Raw genomic sequence first — 23,527 nt, 5'->3', positions numbered from 1 at the left:
CCGCCCAAGGACGCGCCATCGCCATGCTGGAGATTCTCGGAAAGGCCTCTTCGATCAACGTGCGCAAGGTGCTCTGGACCTGCGCCGAACTGGACCTGCCCTACCGCCGCGAAGACTGGGGCAGCGGCTTCCGCGACACCCACGCGGCGGAGTTCCTCGCCCTCAACCCGAACGCCATGGTGCCGGTGCTGCGCGACGGCGAACTGGTGCTCTGGGAATCCAACAGCATCATCCGCTACCTGGCCAACCGCTATGCCGGCGAACGCCTCTATCCGCAGCAGGCGGCGCCGCGCGCGCGGGTCGACCAGTGGCTGGACTGGCAGGCCTCCGACCTCAACCGCTCGTGGAGCTATGCCTTCATGAGCCTGGTCCGGCAGTCGCCGGCGCACCGCGACGCGGCCCAGGTGGAGGCTTCGTTGCGCGGCTGGACGGGCTTCATGGAAATCCTCGAGGGACAACTGCTACGCACCGGCGCCTATGTCGCCGGCGAGACCTTCAGCCTGGCCGACATCGCCATCGGCCTGTCGGTCAACCGCTGGTACGAGACGCCGTTCGAGCATCCGTCGCTGCCAGCGGTGCGCGCCTATTACGAGCGCCTCGGCGCCCGTCCCGGCTTCCTCGCCCACGGCCGCAACGGCGTACCCTGAGCGAGGCGCGCGATCACTGGCCGAGTGCCTTGTTCAGGCGCTGCGCCAGGGCGGTGGTGTTGGCGCCGGCGGTATCCAGCAGCAGGTAGTCGTAGTCGGACTTGGCCACCGGGGCGATGCGATATTGCAGGACGCCCTCGACCACCTGCTGGCCGGCCGGCACGCTGAGGGTGCCGACACAGGACAGCACGCCGCTGTCGGGATCCTTCTCGAGGATCGCCACGTCGCGCAGCGCGCTGTCCTTGAACTCCGGCGAGCGCTCGGTGATCGCGCCCTGGAGGAAGATCCGCATCAGTTGGTCCTTCACGTCCGGCGAGGCACAGGCCTCGGCCTCCTTCTTCGCGCAGGCGCTCAACAGCAGCGCGGCGCCCAATACAGCGAGCACGGGTAGCTTCATCATCCCCTCGGGGGTTGGTTGGTGATGCGCAGTTGGACTGCGCCGCCGGCGAATGATTCCCAGGCCCCGCGCGGCGCCTACCGCAGCCAACACTGGCCAGCCGGCGCGTCTGCCAGTAGTCTGTCCGCCGCGCTGGCGACGCCGGCCCCACGCCAACTGGAGCAAGACATGTACCGAGACACCGTGACCCTCACCGTCAGCGCCGAGCAACGCGGCCGCGAAAGCGAGGCCGTGGACAACCCGAACGTCGCCATCGGCCTGGAAAGCGTCGAGCCGGGCGTGCTCAAGCTGCACTTCGAAGGCCAGCTGGACGCCCCGGAGAACGCTACCCACATCTGCTTCAGCCTGACCATCGGCCTCACCTACTACGGCCCGATCCTCGACGGCGCGGCCAGCGAGAACGGCGGCTGGATGACCTTCGAAAGCGACATGCTCGACCCGGCGCAACTGGCCTGATCGACTCTCCTTCGCAGCCATCCACCATGCGGAAGGCTGCGAAGTGGCACTTTGACACCCATCCCCCGGCGGTCTATAGACAGTTGCAGAACAGACACGGAAGTGGTGGTTCAGCATGTCAACGTCTTCGACAGTTCGCCCCACGACGAGCCTTTCCGGGATATCCCAGGCCCGCTTCCAGGGGACCCTGACACACGCCTCCCCAGCCTTTCGCGGGACGACCTCTCCGCCTGCGCTCTCCCATCCCCCATGACAGCACCCGGCCGGCGACACGGGCACCGACAGCGCCAGAGCGTACCGACCGGCCTGCGTAACGGGTAGCGACCGGTCGAGTTCTGGCGCGCCGGAAAAGAATCTCCACGCGGGAATCGTCATGAAAATACTCGCCCTTCTCGCAGCCTGCCTGCTGGCAGGCTGCGCCGCCAACGCCCCGCTGCGCGATGACAGCGAATCGACCTGCGCCGACATGCGGCCTTGCAGCGACAGCTACTACGAACGCCATCCGAACTACGAGATCGGCTTCGTCGAATACAGCGAGCGCGGCAACGACTTCGCGCCTGCCAGAACGCAACGCCTGATCGACCAGCTAAAGCGCTACTCCGCCCGGGAGGACATCGCCATGGTGGTGTTCATTCACGGTTGGAAGCACAACGCGGGACGGGACGACGGCAACGTCGCCAGCTTCAACAAGGCACTCGCCAATCTCGCCTCCTCCGGGGTGCTGGGCAAACGCAGGCTGGTCGGCCTCTATGTTGGCTGGCGGGGCAAGTCGATGCATGGCCTGTATAGCGAGAACCTGACCTACTGGGACAGGAAGGCCGTCGCCGAGGAAGTCGGCCGGGGTGGCGTCGCCGAGTTGCTCGCCCAGTTGGAACGGATCGATCGCAAGGACAGGAACTATCTGGTGATCGTCGGCCACAGCTTCGGCGGCGCAATCACCCTCGGCGCACTTCACGACCCGTTGCTCGAACGCCTGCTGGCTCTGCAGGACGGTCAGCGGATACGCGCCTTCGGCGACGCGGTAATCATGCTGAATCCGGCGATAGAGGCCAATCAGGGCCTGCTGCTCAAGGAGAACAGCCTCAAGGTCGGCGCCCTGGGAACCCAGCCGCCGCCGCTGCTGTACGTCATCAGTTCGCACGGCGACAGCGCCACCCACTTCGCCTTCCCGCTCGGCCAATGGGTCGGCGTCAACCTCACCTGGAGCCAGGTGGACCTGGACAGGACCTACAACGGAACCCGCTATCGCCTCCGGGAAGAAGACCTGGATACCACCGCCCTCGGCAACTACAGCCTGTATCGGACCGCCCTGCTGATCGACCGCGAGTGCCCGCTGCCGGATGGCAGCGACAACTGCGCGCCAAGACCGCCCGAACCACGGGTGATCGACGACACCGATATCGGCAAATGGCGCTTCAGGAGCTTCTGCAGCGCGGACGGCGGCAACGCCGATCCGGCGCTGCCGCGCATGCCCTGCTACAGCAACGAGCCGGTCAACTTCATCTACACCTCGCAGTCCTTCATCGCCGACCACAACGATATCTTCAACGACCAGGTGATCGCCTTCATGGCCACCGCCGTCAGCAAGGCCATCTACGAACGTACGGCTGGCGCCTCCTACTACCGGGAGTGCCACGACCCGGTGCGGAAGAACTTCTCGTTCGGCAAGTGCTTCGACTTCCACTACCTCAAAGCCACGGCCATGCACCGGCGGCTGCAACGGCAACTCTCGGAACCCGGCACCCGCAGCGAACAGGACGTCCTCTATGAAAACCCTCTCTAGCCTGCTCCTGATCGGCTTCGCCGTCGTTCTGCTCGCCCCGCGGATGGCGCCCGCCGCCAGCGCCGCCGAAGACAAGGCCACCTATTGCGGCTCCGGCTTCACCCAGTATCTGGTTCCGGACGACGTCGCGGGCTGCTCGCTCAGCGAGGCCTGCCGCCTGCACGATATCTGCTACGGCCGCTGCGACAAGGACGGCGACCTCTACGGCAGCGCCTACTGCGCGCAAAGCGAAAAGTCCGAAGCCCGCAACATGAGCAAGCAGCAGTGCGACGCCAGGCTGCAGGCCGACATCGCCGCACAGAACGGCAACAGCCGCCTGTGCCGCGCGGTGGGAGGCGTCTACCGGGTATTCGTGAAGCACCTGGGGCAAGGTCCGTTCAATGGCCGGGAGGCACTGGACATCTACCTGAAGGTCATGCAATCGGCGCCCAGCGCAGCCGACGCCGACGCCCGCCTCGAAGCCATCCATCAACTACAGAAGCAGGGCCTGACCGACGCCAAGGAAATCCGTTACGACGCCGAGCGTATCGTCATCCCACTCAACAGGCCCTTGGAATCGCCGTTGACCAACGGCTCGGACACTCTCGTCCTGCCGCGCAACCTCGACCGGGAACGGCTGCGCCAGCTGGACCAGCGGCTCATCCGCCAATGAGCCTCAGAACAGTGCCATCTGCCGGTCGACCAAAGTGGCGAAATCATCACCGACGAACGGCAGGATGGCGTCGGCCACCGGCTGCAACTGCTTGCCCACGTAGTGCTCGTAGTCGATGGCCGAACGCCGCGCCTCGAGCGGCTCGGGACCGGCGACGCTGATCACGTAGCTGATCCAGCCGCCGCTCTGGTACTGCCGCGGGCGCCCGCGCTCGAGGTTGTAGTCGTCGGCGATGCGCGCCGCGCGCACATGCGGCGGCACGTTGCGCTGGTAATCGTCGAGGCGCCGGCGCAGGCGCTTGCGGTAGACCAGCAGGTCGTCCAGCTCGCCGGCCAGGGTCCGTCGTACGTAATCGCGCACGTAGTCCTGGTAGGGCTGGCGATTGAAGATGCGCAGGTAGAGTTCCTGCTGGAAGCGCTGGGCCAGCGGCGACCAGTCGGTGCGCACGGTCTCCAGGCCCTTGAAGACCATCTCCTCGCCACCGTCGGCGCGGCGCACCAGGCCGGCGTAGCGTTTCTTGCTGCCCTCCTCGGCGCCGCGCACGGTGGGCATGAGAAAACGCCGGTAATGGGTCTCGAATTGCAGCTCGAGGGCGCTGTCGAGGCCGAATTCTTCTTTCAGGTGCTCGCGCCACCAGTCGTTGACCCGCGCCACCAGCGCCCGGCCGATGGCCGCGGCCTCCTCCTCGGCGCGGGGGCTGCCGAGCCAGACGAAGGTGGAGTCGGTATCGCCATAGATCACCGTATAGCCCTCGGCCTCGATCAGCTCGCGGGTACGGCGCATGATCCGATGCCCGCGCAGGGTGATGGACGAGGCCAGGCGCGGGTCGAAGAAGCGGCAGCCGCTGGAACCCAGCACCCCGTAGAAGGCGTTCATGATGATCTTCAACGCCTGCGAGAGCGGCTGGTTGCGTTCGCGCTTGGCCGCCTCGCGGCCCTCCCAGACCCGTGCGACGATGGCCGGCAGGCAATGCCGGGTACGCGAGAAGCGGGCGCCGCGAAAACCTTCCACCGAGTGCTCGTCGTCCGGCTGGCGCAGGCCTTCCACCAGGCCAACCGGGTCGATCAGGAAGGTACGGATGATCGACGGATACAGGCTCTTGTAGTCGAGCACCAGCACCGATTCGTAGAGGCCCGGCCGCGAGTCCATGACGAAGCCGCCGGGACTGGCTTCCGGACGCTTCTCGCCGAGGTTCGGGGCGACGAAGCCGGCGCGGTGCATCAACGGCATGTACAGGTGGGTGAAGGCCGCCACCGAGCCGCCGCTGCGGTCCGCCGGCAGGCCGGTGACGGTGGCCCGTTCGAGGAGGAAGTCGAGCAGTTCGGTACGGGCGAAGATCCGCGTCACCAATTCGCAGTCCTTCAGGTTGTAATGCGCGAGGGCCGGCTTGTCCTCGGCGAACATGCGATCGATCTCGTCCATCCGCTGGTATGGATTGTCGATCGCCTTGCCTTCGCCGAGCAGGGTCCGGGCGACGTTCTCCAGGCTGAACGAGGGGAAGCTCCAGGTCGCCGAGCGCAGCGCCTCGATGCCATCGATGATCAGGCGGCCGGCCGCCGCGGCGAAAAAGTGGTTGTTGCGGCTGCCGTGCTCGCGCCAGCCCATTTCGTCGCCGCCGCGCCCCAGGCGCAGCGGCACCTTCAGGCGCTGGGCATGCTCATGCAGGACGCGCAGGTCGAACTGCACCAGGTTCCAGCCGATGATGGCGTCGGGATCGTGCTCGGCCAGCCACTGGTTGAGACGTTCAAGCAGCCCGGCACGGCTGTCGCAATAGTCGAGGCGGAAATCCACGGCCGCGGCATCGCCGTTGGCCGGGCCGAGCATGTATACCTGGCGCTGGCCGCAGCCTTCCAGGGCGATGGAGTAGAGATCGCCGCGGGCGTTGGTCTCGATGTCCAGCGACACCAGGCGCAGGCGCGGGCGATAGTCCGGAGCCGGCTTCAGGCGCCGGGCGAGCAGGCTGCCGTCAGCCTCGACACTCGCCTCCAGGCTGACCGGCGCGGTGATGAAGCGCTCCGTCAGGTAGCGCTCCGGCGGCCGGATATCGGCCTCGAACACCTCGACGCCGGCCTGGCGCAAGCGTTTCTCCAGATTCATCAGCTGGCGATGCTGCTGGCAGTACAGGCCGAGCACCGGCCGCTGCTGGAAGTCGCGCAGCGCCAGCGGCCGCAGCTCGGCGCCAGTCTCCCCGGCGAGCAGGGACTCGACGCGCCCGCGCTGCTCGGCGAGGACGAACGCCACCGACGGCTGCGGCGGCAGCCGCACCTGCCGCGGGCCCTGCTCGGTGGCCAGCCAGAACGCGACTTCCGTGCCGGCCGGCGTATCGCGCCAGTGCCGGGTCAGGACGAACCCTTGCAGTAACTCCACCATCGACCCCGAATCTCTCGCATCCGCCGATTCTACCCGGCCTGCCTTGGGAACGCTGGCATCTTCGGTCAGCCGGCAGCAGCCAGGCGCTTGTAGAAATAGGTGGTGGGACAGGGCGTGCCGTCCGGCATCAGGGCGTAGTCCGGAATTTCCCCGACCCGTGTCCAGCCGGTCTTCAGGTACAGCTGTTCGGCGGCGCTGCCGCTGACCGTGTCCAGCACCAGCAGGGACTTGCCGCAGGCCCGGGCGAGCCGGTCCAGCTCGCCCATCAGCGCCTCGCCGATGCCGCGCCGACGCGCACGCCGGTGCACCAGCATCTTCGCCACGTCGGCGCGGTGCGGCTGGTTCGGCGGTTGGTCGAGGAGCAGTTGCACGGTACCGACGATCCGCCCCTCCGCTTCCGCCACCAGCAGCAGGCGTTCGTCGCCCGCCACGCTCTCGCCGACGCCGTGCCAGAAGGCCAGCGCCCGCTCCCGCGGCAACGGCCACATGAAGCTGACCGAAGCCCCACCTTCCACGCAGTCCAGCAGTACCTCGGCCAGTTCGTCCAGGCGCGCCAGGATCTCCTCGCCAGCCAGGCGGCGAATCGTCGGTTCGGTCATCGCGGGCAAGCTCCAATGCAAGGTCGAATTTCCAATATATTGGACAGTGACTATCATGGACGAGAAAAATCCGCCAGGGCCACTCATGGATATCGACGAACTGATTGCCCGACGCCTAGCCGCCCTGCGCAAGGAGCGCGAGCTGACCCTCGCCCAACTGGCCGAACGCTGCGCGGTGAGCAAGGCGATGATCTCGCGCATCGAGCGCAACCAAAGCAGCCCCACCGCCAGCGTCCTCGGCCGTCTCGCCAGCGGCCTGGGGATCGCCCTCTCCGAGCTGCTCGGCGACACGCAGGCGCCGGCAGAACCGCTCTGCCGGCGCGCGCAGCAGGAAGTGTGGGAAGACCCGGCCAGCGGCTACCGCCGCCGCCAGGTCGGCGCTCGCGATCCGCGCAGCGGCTGCGAGATGGTGGAAGTGGAGATCCCGGCGAACGCCCGCCTCGACTATCCCCGCTGGGGCGGCCGGCCCTACCGGCAGCGCCTGTGGCTGGTCGAGGGTGCGCTGCGGGTGGATTACGGCGAGCAGTCGTTCCACCTGCAACGCGGCGACCGCCTGGACTTCGGCGTCGACCGCGCGGTGACCTTCGCCACCGCCGGGCAAGCCTGCCGCTACCTGCTGGTGATCCTCCACGACTAGTCGTGCGGCTTTTTCCGCCGGCGCTCCGGCGACCAGTCGAGGGCGCCGACCCGGTGCAGGTAGAACAGTCCGACCAGCAGCAGGGAGACGAACAGCGTCGCCTCGACGAAACCCGCCCAGCCATTCTCCCGCAGCGACACCGCCCAGAGGTAGAGGAACGGCATCTCGATGCCGAAGATCACGAACAGCATGGCGACCAACGCGTACTTGACCGAGAAGCGCAAGCGCGACGAGCCGGTGGAATCAACCCCCGACTCGAACGGCAGGTTCTTCGCCCGGCCATGCGACCGGCCGCCCAGCACCCGGCCCAACCCCAGCATGAGCAGGCAAAGGGCGAGCGCGCCGAAGAGGTAGGCGAGCAAGGCCCAGGTCGCGGGAGCGAAGGATGCGTACATGATGGTCGCCCCTCAGCCCTGGCGGGTCGCCAGCTTGAGAATGACGATGCCGGCCACGATCAGCCCCACCGCCAGCAGCCGCAACGGGCTCGGGCTTTCGCCGAAGAGCAGGATGCCCAGGGCGAAGGCGCCGACCGCACCGATGCCGACCCAGATGGTATAGGCCGTGCCGAGGGGCAGGGTTTTCATGGAAACGGCCAGCAGGCCGAAGCTGAGGATCATGAACAGCAGGGTGACCAGGCTCGGCCACAGGCGGGTGAAGCCGGCCGACTCCTTCATGGCCGTGGCCCAGACGATTTCGAAGACACCGGCGAGCAAGAGATAGATCCACGCCATTTTCAGCCTCTCTGCAGGGTCGTCCCCGCGCAATGAAAGAGGGAAAACGGGTCGTCCCGCTTCCGGCTGAAAGTGCGTGCCGCCCGGGCGGGCGTCAGTCACCGACGGCAGCGATCCTAGCGCGTTGCCGATGGCGGGTGAACGCCTGCGCCGACGGAGTTGTTTCGCCGCGTTTCCGCGCCGCGCCCGCCGGGACGCTCGGCAGGATTGATCTAGACTTTCGCAGGATCGTGCAAGGCGTCCGTTTCGTCCTTCGCGCACACTTCGCCCGATGCATCCCTGCCTGATAAGAGATAACGCCCTGCCCGGGCCTTTCCGTGGAGAATCAGCATGCCCACCTCGCTCGTCCTGAACGGCAAGAACGTCACCCTCGACGTCGATCCCAACATGCCCCTGCTCTGGGCCATCCGGGAAAGCGCCGGCCTGCACGGCACCAAGTTCGGCTGCGGCATGGCCCAGTGCGGCGCCTGCACCGTGCAGCTGGACGGCACCGCGGTACGTTCCTGCGTGCTGCCGGTCTCCGCGGTCGCCGGCAAGCGCGTCACCACCATCGAGGGTATCCAGAGCAAGCCCGGCAAGGCCGTGCAGAACGCCTGGGTCAAGCTCCAGGTACCGCAGTGCGGCTACTGCCAGTCCGGCCAGATCATGTCCGCCACCGCGCTGCTGGAGCAGAACGCCAGCCCCAGCGACGCCGACATCGATGCCGCGATGAACGGCAACATCTGCCGCTGCGCCGCCTATGTGCGGATCCGCGCCGCCATCCACGAAGCCGCCGACACCCTGAAGGCCTGACGCCATGAACAGCAAGATCGATCTGAGCAACGCCCTGCCCGGCTCGCGCCGCGGCTTCCTCAAAGGCGCCGCGGTGGTCGGCCTGACCATCGGCTTCCAGTGGAGCGGAGCCCGGCGCGCCCTCGCCGCGGCCCTGCCGGACGCCGGCTTCGCGCCCAACGCCTTCCTGCGGATCGCCCCGGACGACAGTGTCACGGTGATCGCCAAGCACGTGGAGATGGGCCAGGGCGCCTATACCGGTATCGCCACCATCGTCGCCGAGGAACTCGACGCGGACTGGAGCAAGGTCCGCGTGGAAAGCGCGCCCGCCGACGCCAAACGCTACGCCAACCTGGCCTTCGGCACCATGCAGGGCACCGGCGGCAGTTCGGCGATGGCCAACTCCTGGATGCAATTGCGCGAGGCCGGGGCCAAGGCGCGCGCGATGCTGGTCGAGGCCGCCGCCCGCCAGTGGCAGATACCAGCCGCCGAACTGCGTACCCGCGACGGCTTCGTCGAACATCCGACCAGCCAGCGCAAGGCCAGCTACGGTTCGCTGGCCGCTGCGGCGGCGGAACTGCCGGTGCCGGAAAAAGTGCAATTGAAGGATCCCAAGGACTTCCGCCTGATCGGTCACCAGGCGCCGCGCGTCGACGTTCCCGGCAAGACCGACGGCAGTGCGCAATTCACCCTCGACGTCAGCCTGCCCGGCATGCTGGTCGCCCTGCTCCAGCGCCCGCCGCTGTTCGGCGCTACGGTGAAATCGTTCGACGCCACGGCGACCAGGGCGATTCCGGGGGTGGTCGAGGTGGTCCAGGTGCCGCACGGCGTGGCGGTGGTCGCCAAGGGCTTCTGGGCGGCGAAGCAAGGCCGCGACGCGCTCAAGGTCGAGTGGGACGAGAGCAAGGCCGAGAAGCGTGGTTCCGAGGCGCTGATGGCGGAGTACCGCAAGCTCGCCGAGCAACCCGGCAAGCCCGCGCGCAGGGACGGCGACGCCGCCAAGGCGGTGGCCGGGGCGACCCGCAGGATCGCCGCCAGCTACGAGTTCCCGTTCCTTGCCCATGCGCCGATGGAGCCGCTGGACGCAGTGGTCAGGCTGACCGCCGACAGCTGCGAGTTCTGGGCCGGCGACCAGTTCCAGACCGTCGACCAGGGCAACGCGGCGCGCACCGCCGGGCTGAAGCCGGAGCAGGTGAAGATCAATACGCTCTACGCCGGCGGCAGCTTCGGCCGGCGCGCCAACGCCTGGTCGGACTATATCGTCGAGGCGGTATCGATCGCCAAGGCGCTGGGCGCCAACGGCGTGCCGGTGAAGCTGCAATGGACCCGCGAGGACGACATCCACGGCGGCTTCTACCGGCCGATGTACTACCACCGGCTCGAAGCCGGGCTCGACGCCGACGGCAAACTGGTCGGCTGGCAACATCGCATCGTCGGCCAGTCGATCCTGGAAGGCACGCCGTTCGCCGCGGTGATGGTCAAGGACGGCGTCGACGCCACCTCGGTGGAAGGCGCCGCCAACCTGCCCTATGCGGTGCCCAATGTCTCGGTCGAGCTGAGCACCACCCAGGTCGGCGTGCCGGTCCTGTGGTGGCGGGTGGTCGGCAGCTCGCACACGGTCTACGCGGTGGAGGCGTTCATCGACGAGGCGGCGCAGGCCGCCGGCAAGGACCCCTATCTGTTCCGCCGCGACCTGCTGGCAGAGCAGCCGCGCCTGCGCGGCGTGCTCGAACTGGCCGCGGAAAAGGCCGGCTGGGACCCATCCAGGCCGCTGCCCGCCGGGCGCGGGCGCGGGATCGCGGTGACCGAGGCATTCAAGACCTTCGTCGCCCAGGTGGTCGAGGTCTCGGTGGACAAGGACGGCAAGCTGAAGGTCGAGCGGGTGGTCTGTGCGGTGGACTGTGGCATCCCGATCAACCCGGACGTGATCGCCGCGCAGATGGAGGGCGGCATCGGCTTCGGCCTCGGCGCGATCCTGCACAGCGCGATCACCCTGAAGGACGGCAAGGTCGAGCAGAACAACTTCGACGGCTACCAGGTGCTGCGGATCGCCGAGATGCCCAAGGTCGAAGTGCACATCGTGCCCTCCGGCGAAGCGCCCACCGGGGTCGGCGAACCCGGCGTGGCGCCCATCGGCCCTGCGCTGGCCAATGCGATCTTCGCCGCCACCGGGCAACGCCTGTACAACCTGCCCTTCCCCACCTCCTTCGCCAAGGCCTGAGCGAGACGCACGCCGGCAGCTCCACGGCTGCCGGCGCGGCGCGGGCGGCCCTCCGAGGATCGCCGCCGACCATACGGGTCCCCCCGGTGTCGCGCCGATTTGCCTCCGCCCGGCGTCGGGCGCAGACTTCAGCGTCCATTCGCCCGCGTAGCCAAGCATGACCGAGCCTCTCCCTTCTTCGTCCCTGGGCCCCGCCCTGCGTCGCTGGCGCCTGCTGCATCGGGTCAAGCAAACGCATGCCGCCGAATTGCTCGGCGTGGCGCAATCGACCATCTCGCGCTGGGAGTCCGGTACCCAGGCGCTGCTGGTGGAGGAACGGGCACGCCTGGAGCGTCTGCTCGGCGCCCGCCTGGAAGCCGCCGCCGACCAGGCACTGGCCCGCCTGGTCGAGGCCAACCCGCAACCCGTGCACCTGATCTGCGACCTCACCCATCGCCTGTTGGCCTGTTCGCCGGCACGCGCCGCGCAATTCGGCGTGCCTCTCGGCGAACTGCTCGACCGTTCGCTGTGGCCCTATTGCAGCGAGGAAATCCTCCGCCAGGAAGCCACCCTCGAGGAACTCGGCTGGCGCGAACTGCTGGCACCGCCGGCGCTGGAGTTCGCCAGCGGAGCGAACGCCTCGGCCATCGTGCCGATCCGACGCAGCCGTTGCCGCTGGACCCGCATGACCCTCTCGGATGGACGCGCGGTACGCCTGGTGGAAACCCTCTGAACGTCGCCGCGGATATTTTATCCATGGACCTTCAGCACCGCCGCGCCTAGGCTTGCAGGCTCGTTTCACCGGTAGCGGAGCCCGCGCCATGTCCCTCGAACTGCTGAGCAACCGCCTCGAATTCCTCCGCGAAGCCGAACGCCTGAAAGACGTCCTGCGCTCCGCGCACACCTCCTCCGGCCGCCCGGAAAGCACCGCCGAACATAGCTGGCGGCTTTGCCTGATGGCACTGGCCTTCGAGGACCAACTGGCCGGCCTGGACCTCGGCAAGGTTCTGCGCATGTGCGTGGTCCACGACCTCGGCGAAGCGATCCACGGCGACATCCCCGCCGTCGAGCAAGCGGCGCACCCGGACAAGGGCGAACAGGAACGCGCCGACCTGTTGCAGCTGACCCGTCATCTGGACACGCCGCTGCGCGATCGCCTGCTCGCCCTGTGGGACGAATACGAGCGCGGCGAGACCGCCGAAGCCCTGGCAGTGAAAGCGCTGGACAAGCTGGAAACCCTGCTCCAGCACACCCAGGGCGACAATCCGGCGGACTTCGACTATGCCTTCAACCTCGACTACGGCCGTCGCTATACCGACCGCGCACCGCTGTTCAAGACCCTGCGCGAGCTACTCGACGCCAAGACCCGACAGCGCCTCGCAGCTCGGCGCGACGCCTAGCGTGCGCCCGCCCGGGCAGCGTTACCAGCGCCACCGCCTACGTAGCTCGCCATGGCTACAGGGAAGCGGCTGGCACGTTTCCACCGACCGGGGCCTGTCCTGCACGCCTCAGTAAAGGCGCGCCTTGATCAGCGGCCGCAGCAGGTAGTTGAGCACGCTGCGCTTGCCGCTGAGGATGTCCACCTCGGCGACCATCCCCGGAATGATCGGCAATACCTCCTCGCCGCGCTTCAGTTGGCTGCCATCGGTCTTGATCAGCACCTGGTAGTAGGACTCCTTGCCATGCGGGGTGTCCTCCTCGATGGTGTCGGCGCTGATCTGCTCCAGGGTGCCCTTGAGGTCGCCGTAGATGGTGTAGTCGTAGGCGGTGATCTTCACCTTGGCCGGCATGCCGGGAACGAGGAAGGCCACGTCGCGCGGCTTGATCTTCGCCTCCACCAGCAGGCGCTCCTCTACCGGGATCACTTCCATGATCGGCTCGCCGGGCTGGATCACCCCGCCGCGGGTGTTGATCAGCACGGTGTTCACCCGCCCGCGCACCGGCGACAGGATCTCGGTGCGGCGCAACTGGTCCTGGCGCTGCTGGACGATCGGTTCCAGGGCGCTGAGATCGGCCTTGCGCTGGGCGCGCTCGGTATAGGCATCCTGGAAATAGGTGCTTTTCAGCTCGGTCAGCTTGCCGCTGAGGGTGGCGATGTCCTGGCTCAGCTTGAGCGCCTCCATCTGGCTCACCGCACGCTTGGCCACCAGCGGGCGAACCAGGTCGAGCTGGCTCTGCGCCAGGTGGATCTGCCGCTGGATCGCCTGGGTGCCCTCCACCAGTTTGTCGCGGCGCGACTTGAACAGCTCGCGCTCGGAGCGCGCCAGCGGCCCCTCGGGATCGACGTCCGGCGGGAACTCGATGCTCTTCCTGCCGAGCACTTCGGCGTCGAGCCGGGCAATGGCCGCGCGCAGCACGCTGGCCTGGTTCGCCGACTCCTGGAAGTTGGTGAGGAAGCGCGTCTCGTCGAGGCGCACCAGCGGCTGGCCGACTTCCACCAGGTCGCCCTCCTTCACCAGCAGGCGGTCGAGGATGCCGCCCTCCAGGCTCTGGATCTTCTGGATGCGGCTGAACGGCACGACCCGACCGTCGCCGCGGGTCACCTCGTCCAGTTGCGCCCAGGCCGCCCAGCCGATGAACAGCAGCACGCAACCGAGCAGGGTCCAGAGCAGCGGCCGGTAGACCGGGTGGGTAGCCGCCAGCAACGGGTCGGCCAGCTGCCGGCGCAGGGCGGCGGCGTCGCGGTCAGAGTCCATGGTTGCCTCCTTCGGCGGCCTGCGGTGCCTGTACCTGGTTGCCCTGCACCACCTGCTCCAGCGGGCCGTCCATGATCACCCTGCCCTGGCGCAGGACCACCGCACGCTCGACCAGGGCGAGCATGCTTTTCTTGTGGGTGGTGATGACCAGGGTGCGCTTGCCCAACCATTGCTGCAGGTAGTCGATGACCTGTTTCTCGCTGCCCTGGTCGAAGGCCGCGGTCGGCTCGTCGAGCAGCAGGATCGGAGGGTCCTGTAGCAGCACCCGGGCCAGCCCGACGGCCTGGCGCTGGCCGCCGGACAGGCTGGCGTTGCCCTGGATCGGCATGTCCAGCCCCAGCGGGTGGCCGCGGACGAAGGCGCCCAGGCCGACCCCGTCGAGGGTCTCCAGCAGTTCCTCGTCGCCCAGCGCGGCGTTCTCCAGGTTGAGGTTGTCGCGCAGGCTGCCATGGAACAGCGCCACGTCCTGCGGCAGGTAGCCGATACCGCGCTGGCGGTCGGCTGGGTCGATCTGGGTCAGGCTGACGTCGTCCAGCAGCAGGCGTCCCGCCTGCGCGTCGAGCAGGCCGCTGAGCAGGCGCAACAGGGTCGACTTGCCGGCGCCGTTGCCGCCGAGCAGCGCCACCCGCTCGCCGGCGCGGATGTTCAGGGCCTGCACGTCGACCACCGGCGGGCTGTCGCCGTGGGCCAGGCGCACGCCCTCCAGGCGGTAATGTCCCTGCAGGCGCTCCTTGTGCACGAAGCGCTTGCCCTGGGGGCGCTCCTGCTCGGCGCTCATCAGTTGGTCGAGGCCTTCCATCGCCACCTTGGTGTGCTGCCAGCGACCGAGGATGCCGGCCGCCTGCGACAGCGGTGCGATGGCCCGCGAGGCGAGGATCGAGCAGGCCACCAGGCCGCCGACGGTCATCGCGCCCTCGCTGATCCGATAGACGCCGAAGACCACCACGCCGACGTAGCAGAGCTGCTGGACGATGCTCGCCGAGTAGCTCAGGGTCGAGGCCAGGGTATGGGTTTTCATCGCCGTGCCGGCCAGTTCGCCGGTCAGGGTTTCCCACTGGTGCAGGCAGCGGCCTTCGGCGCGAGTCGCCTTGACCGTCTCCAGGTGCTCGAAGGCTTCCAGCAGCACGCCGTTCTTCATCGCCCCTTCGCGCAGGTTCTGCCGCGACAGGTGGCCGAGCAGGCGCTGGGTCAGCAGCCCCGGCAGGATCATCAGCACGCAGGCCACCAGCGGCACCCAGACCACATGGCCGCCGATCACGGCGATGATCAGCAGGAAGATCGCCACGAACGGCAGGTCGCTGATCAGCGCCGCGCTGGACGAGGTGAAGAACTCGCGCACCGACTCGAACTCCCGCACCTGGGTACTGAAGGCGCCCATCGACGCCGGCTTGGCGGCGACCCGGGTGCTCAGCACGCGGGAGAACAGCAGGGTCGAGAGTTGCAGGTCGAGGCGCTTGCCGAGCACGTTGAGCAGGTGGCCGCGCATGATCCGCAGGACCCCGTCGAGGACGATCGCCAGGGCCACGCCGCTGGCGAGGATCCACAGGGTGTCGAACGCCGCGTTGGGCACCACGCGGTCGTAGACCTGCATGGCGAACAGTGCCGAGGCGACCGCCAGGACGTTGGCCACCAGCGCCGCGGCGGTGACCTCGGCGTAGGAACGCCAGAGCCGCTTGAGCGGGCCGAAGAACCAGTGCTCGGGCAAGGCGCTGGCGTAGTCGCCGACCCGCCCGTCCGGCCGGTAGCGACACTTGGCGAAGATCGCCGTGCCACTGTACAGCGCTTCCAGCTCGGCCAGCGGCATCCTCTGGCTTCCGCCGTCGCTCTGCGGCACCAGCACCTCGGCGTGCTCGCCGTCGTTGCCCACCAGCACCAGGGCGCGGCCGTCGTCGAGCAGCAGCAGGGCCGGCAGCAGGTAGCGGTCGATCCGGCGCAACGGCTGGCGGGTGACCTGGGCGGTGATGTCGGCGCGGCGCAACGCGCGGGCCACCAGGTGCAACGGCAGGCGACCGTGCTCCAGCGGCATGCCGTCCACCAGTTCGGCGTCGCCGAGTGGCCGGCCGAGCTGCCGGCAGAGCAGCAGCAGGCCCTGGCGCAACGGGTCGACGATGGGGTCGTGGTTGAGGATCACGACGTTATCCGGGGTTTTCTCAGCTTCCATGATTCAGCCGGTTCTCCAATAGCGGGCCCAACAGGCCGACTTGCGCGGCCGCCCGATACTCGATGCGCTTGCGTTCGATCCGCAGGTTGATCAGTTGCCGCTCTGCCTCGAACCGCTCGCGCTGCACGTTGAGCAGGTCGATCACGTCGCGCCGGCCAACCTCGAACTGTTCGCGATACAACTCGCCGACCTGCTCCGACTCGGTCACCTGCTGGGTCAGCGACTGTTCCCGCCAGCGCAGCGTGTCGCCGTTGTCGAAGAGGTTCTGCAGTTGCCGGCGGATGTCGCGCTGCATCGCGTCGGCGCTCCATTTCGCCGATTCCAGGCGCTGCTGCGCGGCGGTCGGCCGGCGGAAGTTGGAAAGCCCCTGGAAGGTGTCCATGCGGAAGCGCAGGGATACCACCGAGTCGCTTTCCGGATGCCCGCCGATCTCCCGGCGCAGCGCGCTGGCCTCCAGGTTCAGTTGCGGCAGCAGCGACGCCTTGGCCTCGCGGACCTCTGCCTCGGCGACATTGGCGTCCTCCAGGGCCTTGCGCTGCAAAGGCGATTCGCGGATCACCCGCGCCATATCGCTGGCCGCCAGGTAGCGTTGCAGCGACATCGGCTCGGGCTCCACCAGGTCGGCGGGCTCCTGGCCGACCAGGATCGCGTACTGGTTGCGCGCGTCCTGCAGGTTGCCCTTCTCCAGCGACAACTGCTCCTGGGCCCGCGACAGTTCCAGATTGGCGCGATCCAGCTCGCTGCGGTCGGCGTAGCCGTCGCCGCCGCGCGCCTGGGTCATCTCGCGGATGCCGTCGAGGCGCTGGATGTGTTCGCGCACCACCTCCACCCGGCGCTCCGAGGCGAGCACGTCGAGGTAGGTCTCGACGATATCCAGCGCCGCGTCGTCGCGCGCCACCAGCACCGCCTCGGACAGCTTGCGCTGGGTCGCGCTGGCGCTGTCGACCTTGCTCGTCACCCGCCCCCAGTCGTACAGCATCTGCGACGCGGTGAGATCGTAGACGATCTCGCCGAAGTCGAACTCCTGCGGCCCTCCGGACATCGTCACGGAGGGGTAGTACCCCCCTTTGGCCATCTCCACCTCGGTGCCTGCGCGGTCCGCTTCGGCCATCGCGGATCGTACTTCCGGGTGGATCGCCAGCCCTGCCCTGACCGCCTGGTCGAGGGGCATGGCCGACGCGAACATCGGCAGGCCCAGGGAAAGGAGCCAGATGGCTCCCTTCCCATGCCGCCGTCCCTTGCGCGCGTACTGCCTGCGCCCGCGCATCAGACCACGACCTGTACCGTGTTGTCCTCGATCAGCAGGGTGGTACTGCCGAAGGTGTAGACGTCGTAGGTAATGCCGTTGATCAGTTGCGTGGTACCGGTATTCACCGCACCCACCACGTTCAGGGTGTCGTTGTTCTCGCCGGTGATCTGCAACGTGTTGTTGGCATCGGTGATGGCATCCACCTCCGCCGCGGTCAGGGTCAGCACGCTACCCGAATCGCCCTTGCCGAGGTCGATGCGCTCGAGGTTGCTGAGCGTGCCGACGCCGACGGCGTTGTAGTCGAGGTCGATGCCGTTGGCCAGGACCAGGGTGTCGAACCCGGCGCCGCCATCGATGCTGACGAAATCGGTCGCGGTGATCTGGATGGTGTCGTTGCCGTTGCCGGCCACCACGTGATCGCCGGTGCCCACGTTGAAGATCAGGTCGCTGCCGTCGCCGCCGTTGATGTGCTCCGAACTGCCGTTGGCGCCGGACAGCACGTCGTCGCCGGAAGTACCGTTGACATCGATCTGGCCGATATTGAGCGACAGTCCGTTGGGGGTCAGGGTGATCCCGTAGGCGGCGCTGTCGTTGCCATTGGAGTCGGTGGACACCAGGTTGAACGAGATCTGCGAGCCGAGGTTGAGGATGTCGGTGATGTTCAGCCCCAACTGGGTGAGGATGGTCGGGCTCAGCAGGTTCAGCGAGAAGTTGCCGGACGAGTCCGCCTGGATCGGCAGCAATTCGACGTTCAACGCCGGGGTGATGACCCGGATCACCACGCTGGAGTTGGGCTCGGTGGTGCCGCTGAAACCGAAACGCGGGTTCAGCGGGTTGAGGCTGACGTCGAGGCCGAAGTTACCGATGGTCACCGGTTGCTCGATGCTGGTGCCGATGCCGATGCTCGCCGTGTTGCTCGGGTTGCCGGCCGGGTCGCGACCGACCACCGACACCTGGGCATTGAGCAACTGGTCCCAACTGAAGTCGACGTCCAGATCGGTGAGCAGGTTCAGCGACGCCAGCCCGCTGTTGTCGGCGGTCACCGTGGCGGTGGCGGTCGCCCCGCCGATGTCGACGGTGACCGTCAGCTCGGTGCCCGGCTCCGCCGAAATGGTCAGGATGTTGCCGGCCAGGGACAGCACCGGGGTCGCCGGCGGAATGGTGTCGATGGTGAACGGCACCGGGGTCGACGCGGTGCCGCCGTTGATGTCGGCGGTGACGGTCGAGGCGCCCTCCGGGAACGGGCCCATGCCGCCGGGAGGCGTCAGGGTCAGGGTCAGGTTGCCGGCGGCGATGTCGCCGGCGGTGAGGGTATGGCTGACCTCGGCCTCGTAGCCGTTCTGCCCGGCGAACTTGACCGTGACCACCTGGCCGACCTGCATGGTCGGACGGACCGTCACATCGACCTGGATGCCGTCGCCGATCTCCGCGGCGTTGATCCAGGTATCGGCGGCTTCCGGCACGCTGATGGTCGGCGGCGCCAGGTCCGGCGCGTTGATGGTGGCCGGCCCGCTGACGTTGCCGGCGGCGTCCACGGCGACCCCGGCGATCAGTTCGCCGGTGATCAGCGGCGGCGCGAACGGCAGGCTGAAGTTGCCGGCGCCGTCGACGGTGACCGTGATCGGGTTGGCGGTGTCGCCGTTGACCACGATACGCACCTGGCTGTTCGGCTCGGCGGTGCCGGTCAGCAGCGCGCCGTCGGCGCTGATGCTCAGCAGCGGAGCGGACGGCGCCACCGAGTCCACCGTGGTGCTGGCCGGACCGCTGGCGTTGCCCGCGGCGTCCTCGGCGACGGCGTTGATCACCGTACCGTTGGCCAGCGGCGTGCCGGGGGTGAAGGTCCAGTTGCCACTGCCGTCGGCGGTGGTCTCGCCGATCGGGTTGCCGTTGCCATCGGTGAGGATCACCTTGGCGCCGACCTCGGCGGTCCCGGTGATCACGCTGCCGTTGCTGGCATTGATCACCGGCGTGGCCGGAGCCACCGTGTCCACCGTGGTGCTGGCCGGGCCGCTGGTATTGCCGGCCGGGTCCTGGGCCACGGCGTTGACCACCGTGCCGTTGGCCAGCGGCGTGCCCGGCGTGAAGCTCCAGTTGCCGCTGCCGTCGGCAAGGGTCTGGCCGATCGGGTTGCCATTGCCATCGGTGAGGATCACCCGGACGCCGGGTTCGGCGGTGCCGCTGAGTTCGACACCATTGCTCGGGTCGATCACCGGGGTGGCCGGGGCCACAGCGTCCACCGTGGTGCTGACCGGGCCGCTGGTGTTGCCGGCGGCGTCCTGGGCCACCGCATTGATCACCGAGCCGTTGGCCAGCGGCGTGCCCGGGGTGAAGCTCCAGTTGCCGCTGCCATCGGCGGTGGCCTGCCCTATCGGGTTGCCGCCGCCATCGGTGAGGATCACCGTGGCGCCGGCTTCGGCGGTACCGCTGATCACCGTACCGTTGCTCGGATCGAGCACCGGGGTGGCCGGGGCTACCGAGTCCACCGTGGTGCTGGCCGGGCCGCTGGTGTTGCCGGCGGCGTCCTGGGCCACCGCATTGACCACCGAGCCGTTGGCCAGCGGTGTGCCCGGGGTGAAGCTCCAGTTGCCGCTGCCATCGGCAGTGGCCTGGCCGATCGGGTTGCCGCCGCCGTCGGTGAGGATCACCGTGGCGCCGGCTTCCGCGGTACCGGCGATCACGCTGCCGTTGCTCGGGTTGACCACCGGGGTGGCCGGGGCCACCGCGTCCACCGTGGTGCTGGCCGGACCGCTGGTGTTGCCGGCTGGGTCCTGGGCCACCGCATTGATCACGGTGCCGTTGGCCAGCGGGGTGCCCGGGGTGAACGTCCAGTTGCCGCTGCCGTCGGCGGTGGCCTGGCCGATCGGGTTGCCGCCGCCATCGGTGAGGATCACCGTCGCGCCAGCTTCCGCGGTACCGCTTATCTCGGTGCCGTTGCTCGGATCGATCACCGGCGCCGCCGGGGCCACGCCATCCACCGTGATCACCGCCGGCGCACTGTCGACATTGCTTGGGCTGCGCGCCACCACGTTGACCACCGTGCCATCCGGCAGCGGGATGCCTGGAGTGAAGGACCAGTTGCCGCTGCCGTCGGCGGTGACCTGGCCGATCGGGTTGCCGTTGCCATCGGTGATGATGATGGTGTTGCCGGCGTCGGCGGTGCCGCTGATCACCGAGCCGTTGCTCGGATCCACCTGCGGGATCGACGGCAGTGAGGAATCCACCGTCGTGGTAGCGGGAGGGCTGGTATTGCCGGCGGCGTCGCTCGCGGTCACGTTGACCACGGTGCCGTTGGGCAGTTGCGAGCCGGGCGTGAAGCTCCAGTTGCCGCTGCCATCGGCGGTGGTCTGGCCGATCGGGTTGCCGTTGCCGTCGGTCAAGGTCACGGTGCTGCCCGGCTCGGCGGTACCGTTGAGCAGGTTGCCGTTGCTCGGATTGACCACAGGCGTGTTCGGCGCCACCGCGTCCACGGTAGTGCTGCCCTGCGGGCCGGTATTGCCCGCAGGGTCCTGGGCCACGGCGTTGACCACCGTGCCGTTGGCCAGCGGCGTGGCGGGCGTGAAGGTCCAGTTGCCGCTGCCGTCGGCGGTGGTTTCGCCGATCGGGTTGCCGTTGCCGTCGGTGAGGATCACCTTGGCCCCGGCCTCCGCGGTGCCGCTGATGGTCGTGCCGTTGCTCGGATCGATCACCGGCGCCGGCGGCGCCACCGCGTCCACCGTGGTGGCGGCCTGCGGGCCGGTATTGCCGGTCGGGTCGGTGGCCGTGGCGACGATCACCGTGCCGTTGGCCAGCGGCGTGCCCGGCGTGAAGCTCCAGTTGCCGCTGCCGTCGGCGGTGACCTGCCCTATCGGGTTGCCGCCGGCATCGGTGAGGGTCACGGTGGCACCGGCCTCGGCGGTGCCGCTGATGACGACGCCATTGCTCGGGTTGATCACCGGCGCCGGCGGCGCGCTGGAATCGACGGTCACCGTCGCCGGCGGGCTGCTGTTACCGGCGGCGTCCTCGGCCACCACGTTGACCACAGTACCGTTGGCGATCGGCGTGGACGGGGTGTAGGTCCAGTTGCCGCTGCCGTCGGCGGTGACCTCGGCGATCGGATTGCCGTTGCCGTCGGTGAGAATCACCGTGCTGCCCGGCTCGGCGGTGCCGCTGAGGCTGCTGCCATTGCTCAGGTTGACGGTCGGCGTGGCCGGCGCGATGGCGTCCACGGTGGTGCTGCCCTGGCCGCCGGTATTGCCGGCCGGGTCGGTAGCGGTGGCGTTGACCACGGTTCCATCCGCCAGCGGCGTGGACGGGGTGAAGCTCCAGTTGCCGCTGCCGTCGGCAGTGACCTGCCCGATGGGATTGCCGCTGCCATCGGTCAGGGTCACCGTGGCGCCCGGTTCGGCGGTGCCGCTGATCTCCGCGCCGTTGCTCGGATTGACCACCGGCGCGGCCGGCGCCACCGAGTCCACGGTGGTGCTGGCCGGAGCGCTGGTATTGCCGGTCGGGTCGCTGGCCGTGGCGTTGACCACGGTGCCGTTGGCCAGCGGCGTGCCCGGTGTGAAGCTCCAGTTGCCGCTGCCATCGGCGGTGACCTGCCCTATCGGGTTGCCGTTGCCGTCGGTCAGGGTCACGGTAGCGCCCGGCTCGGCGGTGCCGCTGAGCGTGGTGCCGTTGCTCGGGTTGACCACTGGCGTGGCCGGTGCCACGGCGTCCACGGTGACGCTGGCCGGCGAACTGGCGTTGCCGGACGGGTCGGTAGCCGTGGCGTTGACCACCGTGCCGTTGGGCAACGGTGTGCTCGGGGTGAAGGTCCAGTTGCCGCTGCCGTCGGCGGTGACCTGCCCTATCGGGTTACCGTTGCCGTCGGTCAGGGTCACGCTACTGCCCGGCTCGGCGGTGCCGCTGAGGGTCGTACCGTTGCTCGGATCGACGGTGGGCGTGGCCGGCGCGACGGCATCCACGGTAACGCTGGCCGGCGGACTGCTGTTGCCGGCGGCATCTCTGGCCACCACGTTGACCACGGTACCGTCCGGCAGCGGGGTGGACGGCGTGAAAGACCAGTTGCCGTTGGCATCGGCGGTGGTCTGGCCGATCGGATTGCCATTGCCGTCGGTCAGGGTCACGCTGCTGCCCGGTTCGGCAGTCCCGCTGAGTTCGCTGCCGTTGCTCGGCTCGACCACCGGCGCGCTCGGCGCCACGCCGTCGACGGTGATGGAGGTCGCCGGGCTGCTGTTGCCGGCGGCGTCCCTGGCCACCACATTGACCACGGTGCCATCCGGCAGTTGGCTACCGGGGGTGAAGCTCCAGTTGCCGTTGGCATCGGCGCTGGTCTGGCCGATCGGATTGCCGTTGCCGTCGGTGATCACGATGGTCACGCCCGCTTCCGCCGTACCACTGAGGACGCTGCCGTTGCTGGCATTGACCTGGGGCGCGTCGGGGAAGTCAGGGGCTTCGGCGGTGACCGGGGTGCTGCTGTTGCCGGCCGGGTCGGTAACGATCACCGTCACCGTCTCGCCATTGGTCAGCGGCGGGTTCAGCGGAGCGGTGAAATTGCCGTTGGCATCGGCGATCACGGTGAGGTCCGGCTTGCCGTCGCCATTGGTATCGATGCCGACGCTCGCGCCGGCCTCGGCCTGGCCGCTGATGCTGCTGCCGTCAGGCGCTATCTTCAGGCCGCTGGCCGCCTTCGGCGGAGTGGTGTCCGGGGGCACCGAAGAACCGCCGCCGCCACCGCCGCCGCTGCTGTTGGAAATAGCCACCCCGGCGCCGATGGCCGCCGCACCGACCAGCAGCGCAGTCCCTGCGCTCATGCCACCGAGCACACCGGCGCCGGTCAGCGACTCGAAACCGGCCAGGCTTTCCTGCGGGATGTAGCCGGCCATCAGCGGCCCGTCGGCAGCGACCGGCGGCAGATCTACCGCCACCAGCTTGTCCTTGTCGGCCAGGAACAGTTGGCTGGAAGGCTGGCCTTCCGCATAGAAGTTGGCGATCCGGACGCTTTCCCCGGTCTTCAGCTGGACGATCAGGTCCGAACCGCTCTTCGAGTATCCCGCCACCGACTCCGGTGCGACATCGAGCGCGATATTACTGCTCTGGGAGAGTTTGAGTATCCCGTTTTCCGGAACCTCGACGGCAGCCGCAGAAGAAATACTCTGATCGATAGGGGTAACTTTCGCCTGGATCGACATTTCCGACA

The 23,527-nt window shown here is 68.3% G+C and carries 18 protein-coding genes; 9 read left to right on the top strand and 9 right to left on the bottom strand.

Annotated features, from left to right (window positions below; genetic code table 11):
• Positions 1 to 23 precede the first annotated feature (23 nt).
• A complete protein-coding gene (locus VQ065_RS14725; RefSeq protein WP_003088140.1) occupies positions 24 to 647 on the top strand; it encodes a glutathione S-transferase family protein in 624 nt (207 codons plus the stop codon).
• Positions 648 to 660: 13 nt separating this feature from the next.
• Here VQ065_RS14725 and VQ065_RS14720 read toward each other — a convergent pair whose 3' ends face one another.
• Entirely contained in the window at positions 661 to 1,047 is a 387-nt protein-coding gene (locus tag VQ065_RS14720) for a hypothetical protein (RefSeq protein ID WP_003115740.1), read from the bottom strand.
• Between the two features lie 165 nt (positions 1,048 to 1,212).
• Here VQ065_RS14720 and VQ065_RS14715 point away from each other — a divergent pair, with 165 nt between their 5' ends.
• The 3 genes from VQ065_RS14715 to VQ065_RS14705 all read left to right on the top strand — a co-directional run bounded on the left by VQ065_RS14715 (position 1,213) and on the right by VQ065_RS14705 (position 3,935).
• Positions 1,213 to 1,500, top strand: coding sequence for a hypothetical protein (locus VQ065_RS14715; protein ID WP_003088136.1), 288 nt, complete (start codon positions 1,213 to 1,215; stop codon positions 1,498 to 1,500).
• 373 nt (positions 1,501 to 1,873) lie between these two features.
• A complete protein-coding gene (locus tag VQ065_RS14710) occupies positions 1,874 to 3,283 on the top strand; it encodes an alpha/beta fold hydrolase (RefSeq protein ID WP_003088133.1) in 1,410 nt (469 codons plus the stop codon).
• Complete coding sequence (locus VQ065_RS14705) at positions 3,267 to 3,935, top strand: hypothetical protein (RefSeq protein ID WP_003088131.1); 669 nt, start codon at positions 3,267 to 3,269, stop codon at positions 3,933 to 3,935. Before VQ065_RS14710 ends, VQ065_RS14705 begins: the two co-directional genes overlap by 17 nt.
• Positions 3,936 to 3,938: 3 nt before the next feature.
• On the opposite strand, the gene VQ065_RS14700 is transcribed toward VQ065_RS14705, so the two are convergent.
• Positions 3,939 to 6,302 (bottom strand): DNA polymerase II, encoded by a 2,364-nt coding sequence (locus VQ065_RS14700; protein ID WP_340080524.1) that lies wholly within the window; start codon positions 6,300 to 6,302, stop codon positions 3,939 to 3,941.
• A gap of 68 nt (positions 6,303 to 6,370) precedes the next feature.
• The gene (locus tag VQ065_RS14695; RefSeq protein ID WP_003088128.1) at positions 6,371 to 6,904 is read right to left on the bottom strand and encodes a GNAT family N-acetyltransferase; all 534 of its coding nucleotides are present in this window, start codon (positions 6,902 to 6,904) and stop codon (positions 6,371 to 6,373) included.
• Between the two features lie 85 nt (positions 6,905 to 6,989).
• On the opposite strand from VQ065_RS14695, the gene VQ065_RS14690 reads away from it, so the two are divergent.
• A complete protein-coding gene (locus tag VQ065_RS14690; protein WP_023098678.1) occupies positions 6,990 to 7,541 on the top strand; it encodes a helix-turn-helix domain-containing protein in 552 nt (183 codons plus the stop codon).
• Here the strand turns inward: VQ065_RS14690 and ndhC are convergent.
• Both ndhC and VQ065_RS14680 read right to left on the bottom strand, forming a co-directional pair.
• Positions 7,538 to 7,936 carry an NADH-quinone oxidoreductase subunit A gene (ndhC, locus tag VQ065_RS14685; protein ID WP_003088123.1) on the bottom strand — a complete coding sequence of 133 codons (399 nt, stop codon included), beginning with the start codon at positions 7,934 to 7,936 and terminating at the stop codon, positions 7,538 to 7,540. The two genes, VQ065_RS14690 and ndhC, sit on opposite strands and share 4 nt — an antisense overlap.
• Positions 7,937 to 7,948: 12 nt before the next feature.
• Positions 7,949 to 8,272 carry a DMT family transporter gene (locus VQ065_RS14680; RefSeq protein ID WP_003102734.1) on the bottom strand — a complete coding sequence of 108 codons (324 nt, stop codon included), beginning with the start codon at positions 8,270 to 8,272 and terminating at the stop codon, positions 7,949 to 7,951.
• 330 nt (positions 8,273 to 8,602) lie between these two features.
• Between VQ065_RS14680 and VQ065_RS14675 the strand changes: the two genes are divergently transcribed.
• The 4 genes from VQ065_RS14675 (at position 8,603) to VQ065_RS14660 (ending at position 12,643) form a co-directional block, all read left to right on the top strand.
• Positions 8,603 to 9,064, top strand: coding sequence for a (2Fe-2S)-binding protein (locus VQ065_RS14675; RefSeq protein ID WP_003088117.1), 462 nt, complete (start codon positions 8,603 to 8,605; stop codon positions 9,062 to 9,064).
• A gap of 4 nt (positions 9,065 to 9,068) precedes the next feature.
• Complete coding sequence (locus VQ065_RS14670) at positions 9,069 to 11,264, top strand: xanthine dehydrogenase family protein molybdopterin-binding subunit (protein ID WP_003088114.1); 2,196 nt, start codon at positions 9,069 to 9,071, stop codon at positions 11,262 to 11,264.
• A gap of 157 nt (positions 11,265 to 11,421) precedes the next feature.
• Positions 11,422 to 11,976: a helix-turn-helix domain-containing protein gene (locus VQ065_RS14665; protein WP_003088112.1), complete on the top strand. Its 555-nt coding sequence runs from the start codon at positions 11,422 to 11,424 to the stop codon at positions 11,974 to 11,976.
• A gap of 88 nt (positions 11,977 to 12,064) precedes the next feature.
• Positions 12,065 to 12,643 (top strand): HD domain-containing protein, encoded by a 579-nt coding sequence (locus VQ065_RS14660; RefSeq protein ID WP_003088107.1) that lies wholly within the window; start codon positions 12,065 to 12,067, stop codon positions 12,641 to 12,643.
• 108 nt (positions 12,644 to 12,751) lie between these two features.
• Here VQ065_RS14660 and VQ065_RS14655 read toward each other — a convergent pair whose 3' ends face one another.
• Genes VQ065_RS14655 through VQ065_RS14640 form a run of 4 tightly spaced genes read right to left on the bottom strand, consistent with a single transcriptional unit; the run spans position 12,752 to position 23,519 of the window.
• Positions 12,752 to 13,939: an HlyD family efflux transporter periplasmic adaptor subunit gene (locus VQ065_RS14655; protein WP_003088106.1), complete on the bottom strand. Its 1,188-nt coding sequence runs from the start codon at positions 13,937 to 13,939 to the stop codon at positions 12,752 to 12,754.
• Complete coding sequence (locus tag VQ065_RS14650; RefSeq protein ID WP_003088105.1) at positions 13,929 to 16,100, bottom strand: type I secretion system permease/ATPase; 2,172 nt, start codon at positions 16,098 to 16,100, stop codon at positions 13,929 to 13,931. The genes VQ065_RS14655 and VQ065_RS14650 overlap by 11 nt, the downstream gene beginning before the upstream one ends.
• Entirely contained in the window at positions 16,090 to 17,367 is a 1,278-nt protein-coding gene (locus tag VQ065_RS14645) for a TolC family protein (RefSeq protein ID WP_003088104.1), read from the bottom strand. Before VQ065_RS14645 ends, VQ065_RS14650 begins: the two co-directional genes overlap by 11 nt.
• On the bottom strand, positions 17,367 to 23,519 hold the full coding sequence (locus VQ065_RS14640; RefSeq protein ID WP_003088102.1) for an Ig-like domain-containing protein: 6,153 nt from the start codon (positions 23,517 to 23,519) through the stop codon (positions 17,367 to 17,369). Before VQ065_RS14640 ends, VQ065_RS14645 begins: the two co-directional genes overlap by 1 nt.
• Between the last annotated feature and the right edge of the window lie 8 nt (positions 23,520 to 23,527).

It is taken from the genome of Pseudomonas sp. KBN10P06128, assembly GCF_037574945.1.
Taxonomy (GTDB): domain Bacteria; phylum Pseudomonadota; class Gammaproteobacteria; order Pseudomonadales; family Pseudomonadaceae; genus Pseudomonas; species Pseudomonas aeruginosa.
The sequence above is the reverse complement of the archived record's forward strand: the minus strand, read 5'-3'. Positions and strand labels throughout refer to the sequence as shown.

Excerpts from the sequence above, each read along its gene's own strand:
- VQ065_RS14725 (WP_003088140.1), top strand. The coding sequence starts at position 24 with ATGCTGGAGATTCTCGGAAAGGCCTCTTCGATCAACGTGCGCAAGGTG.
- VQ065_RS14720 (WP_003115740.1), bottom strand. The coding sequence starts at position 1,047 with ATGATGAAGCTACCCGTGCTCGCTGTATTGGGCGCCGCGCTGCTGTTG.
- VQ065_RS14715 (WP_003088136.1), top strand. The coding sequence starts at position 1,213 with ATGTACCGAGACACCGTGACCCTCACCGTCAGCGCCGAGCAACGCGGC.
- VQ065_RS14710 (WP_003088133.1), top strand. The coding sequence starts at position 1,874 with ATGAAAATACTCGCCCTTCTCGCAGCCTGCCTGCTGGCAGGCTGCGCC.
- VQ065_RS14705 (WP_003088131.1), top strand. The coding sequence starts at position 3,267 with ATGAAAACCCTCTCTAGCCTGCTCCTGATCGGCTTCGCCGTCGTTCTG.
- VQ065_RS14695 (WP_003088128.1), bottom strand. The coding sequence starts at position 6,904 with ATGACCGAACCGACGATTCGCCGCCTGGCTGGCGAGGAGATCCTGGCG.
- VQ065_RS14690 (WP_023098678.1), top strand. The coding sequence starts at position 6,990 with ATGGATATCGACGAACTGATTGCCCGACGCCTAGCCGCCCTGCGCAAG.
- ndhC (WP_003088123.1), bottom strand. The coding sequence starts at position 7,936 with ATGTACGCATCCTTCGCTCCCGCGACCTGGGCCTTGCTCGCCTACCTC.
- VQ065_RS14680 (WP_003102734.1), bottom strand. The coding sequence starts at position 8,272 with ATGGCGTGGATCTATCTCTTGCTCGCCGGTGTCTTCGAAATCGTCTGG.
- VQ065_RS14675 (WP_003088117.1), top strand. The coding sequence starts at position 8,603 with ATGCCCACCTCGCTCGTCCTGAACGGCAAGAACGTCACCCTCGACGTC.
- VQ065_RS14670 (WP_003088114.1), top strand. The coding sequence starts at position 9,069 with ATGAACAGCAAGATCGATCTGAGCAACGCCCTGCCCGGCTCGCGCCGC.
- VQ065_RS14665 (WP_003088112.1), top strand. The coding sequence starts at position 11,422 with ATGACCGAGCCTCTCCCTTCTTCGTCCCTGGGCCCCGCCCTGCGTCGC.
- VQ065_RS14660 (WP_003088107.1), top strand. The coding sequence starts at position 12,065 with ATGTCCCTCGAACTGCTGAGCAACCGCCTCGAATTCCTCCGCGAAGCC.
- VQ065_RS14655 (WP_003088106.1), bottom strand. The coding sequence starts at position 13,939 with ATGGACTCTGACCGCGACGCCGCCGCCCTGCGCCGGCAGCTGGCCGAC.
- VQ065_RS14650 (WP_003088105.1), bottom strand. The coding sequence starts at position 16,100 with ATGGAAGCTGAGAAAACCCCGGATAACGTCGTGATCCTCAACCACGAC.
- VQ065_RS14645 (WP_003088104.1), bottom strand. The coding sequence starts at position 17,367 with ATGCGCGGGCGCAGGCAGTACGCGCGCAAGGGACGGCGGCATGGGAAG.
- VQ065_RS14640 (WP_003088102.1), bottom strand. The coding sequence starts at position 23,519 with ATGTCGATCCAGGCGAAAGTTACCCCTATCGATCAGAGTATTTCTTCT.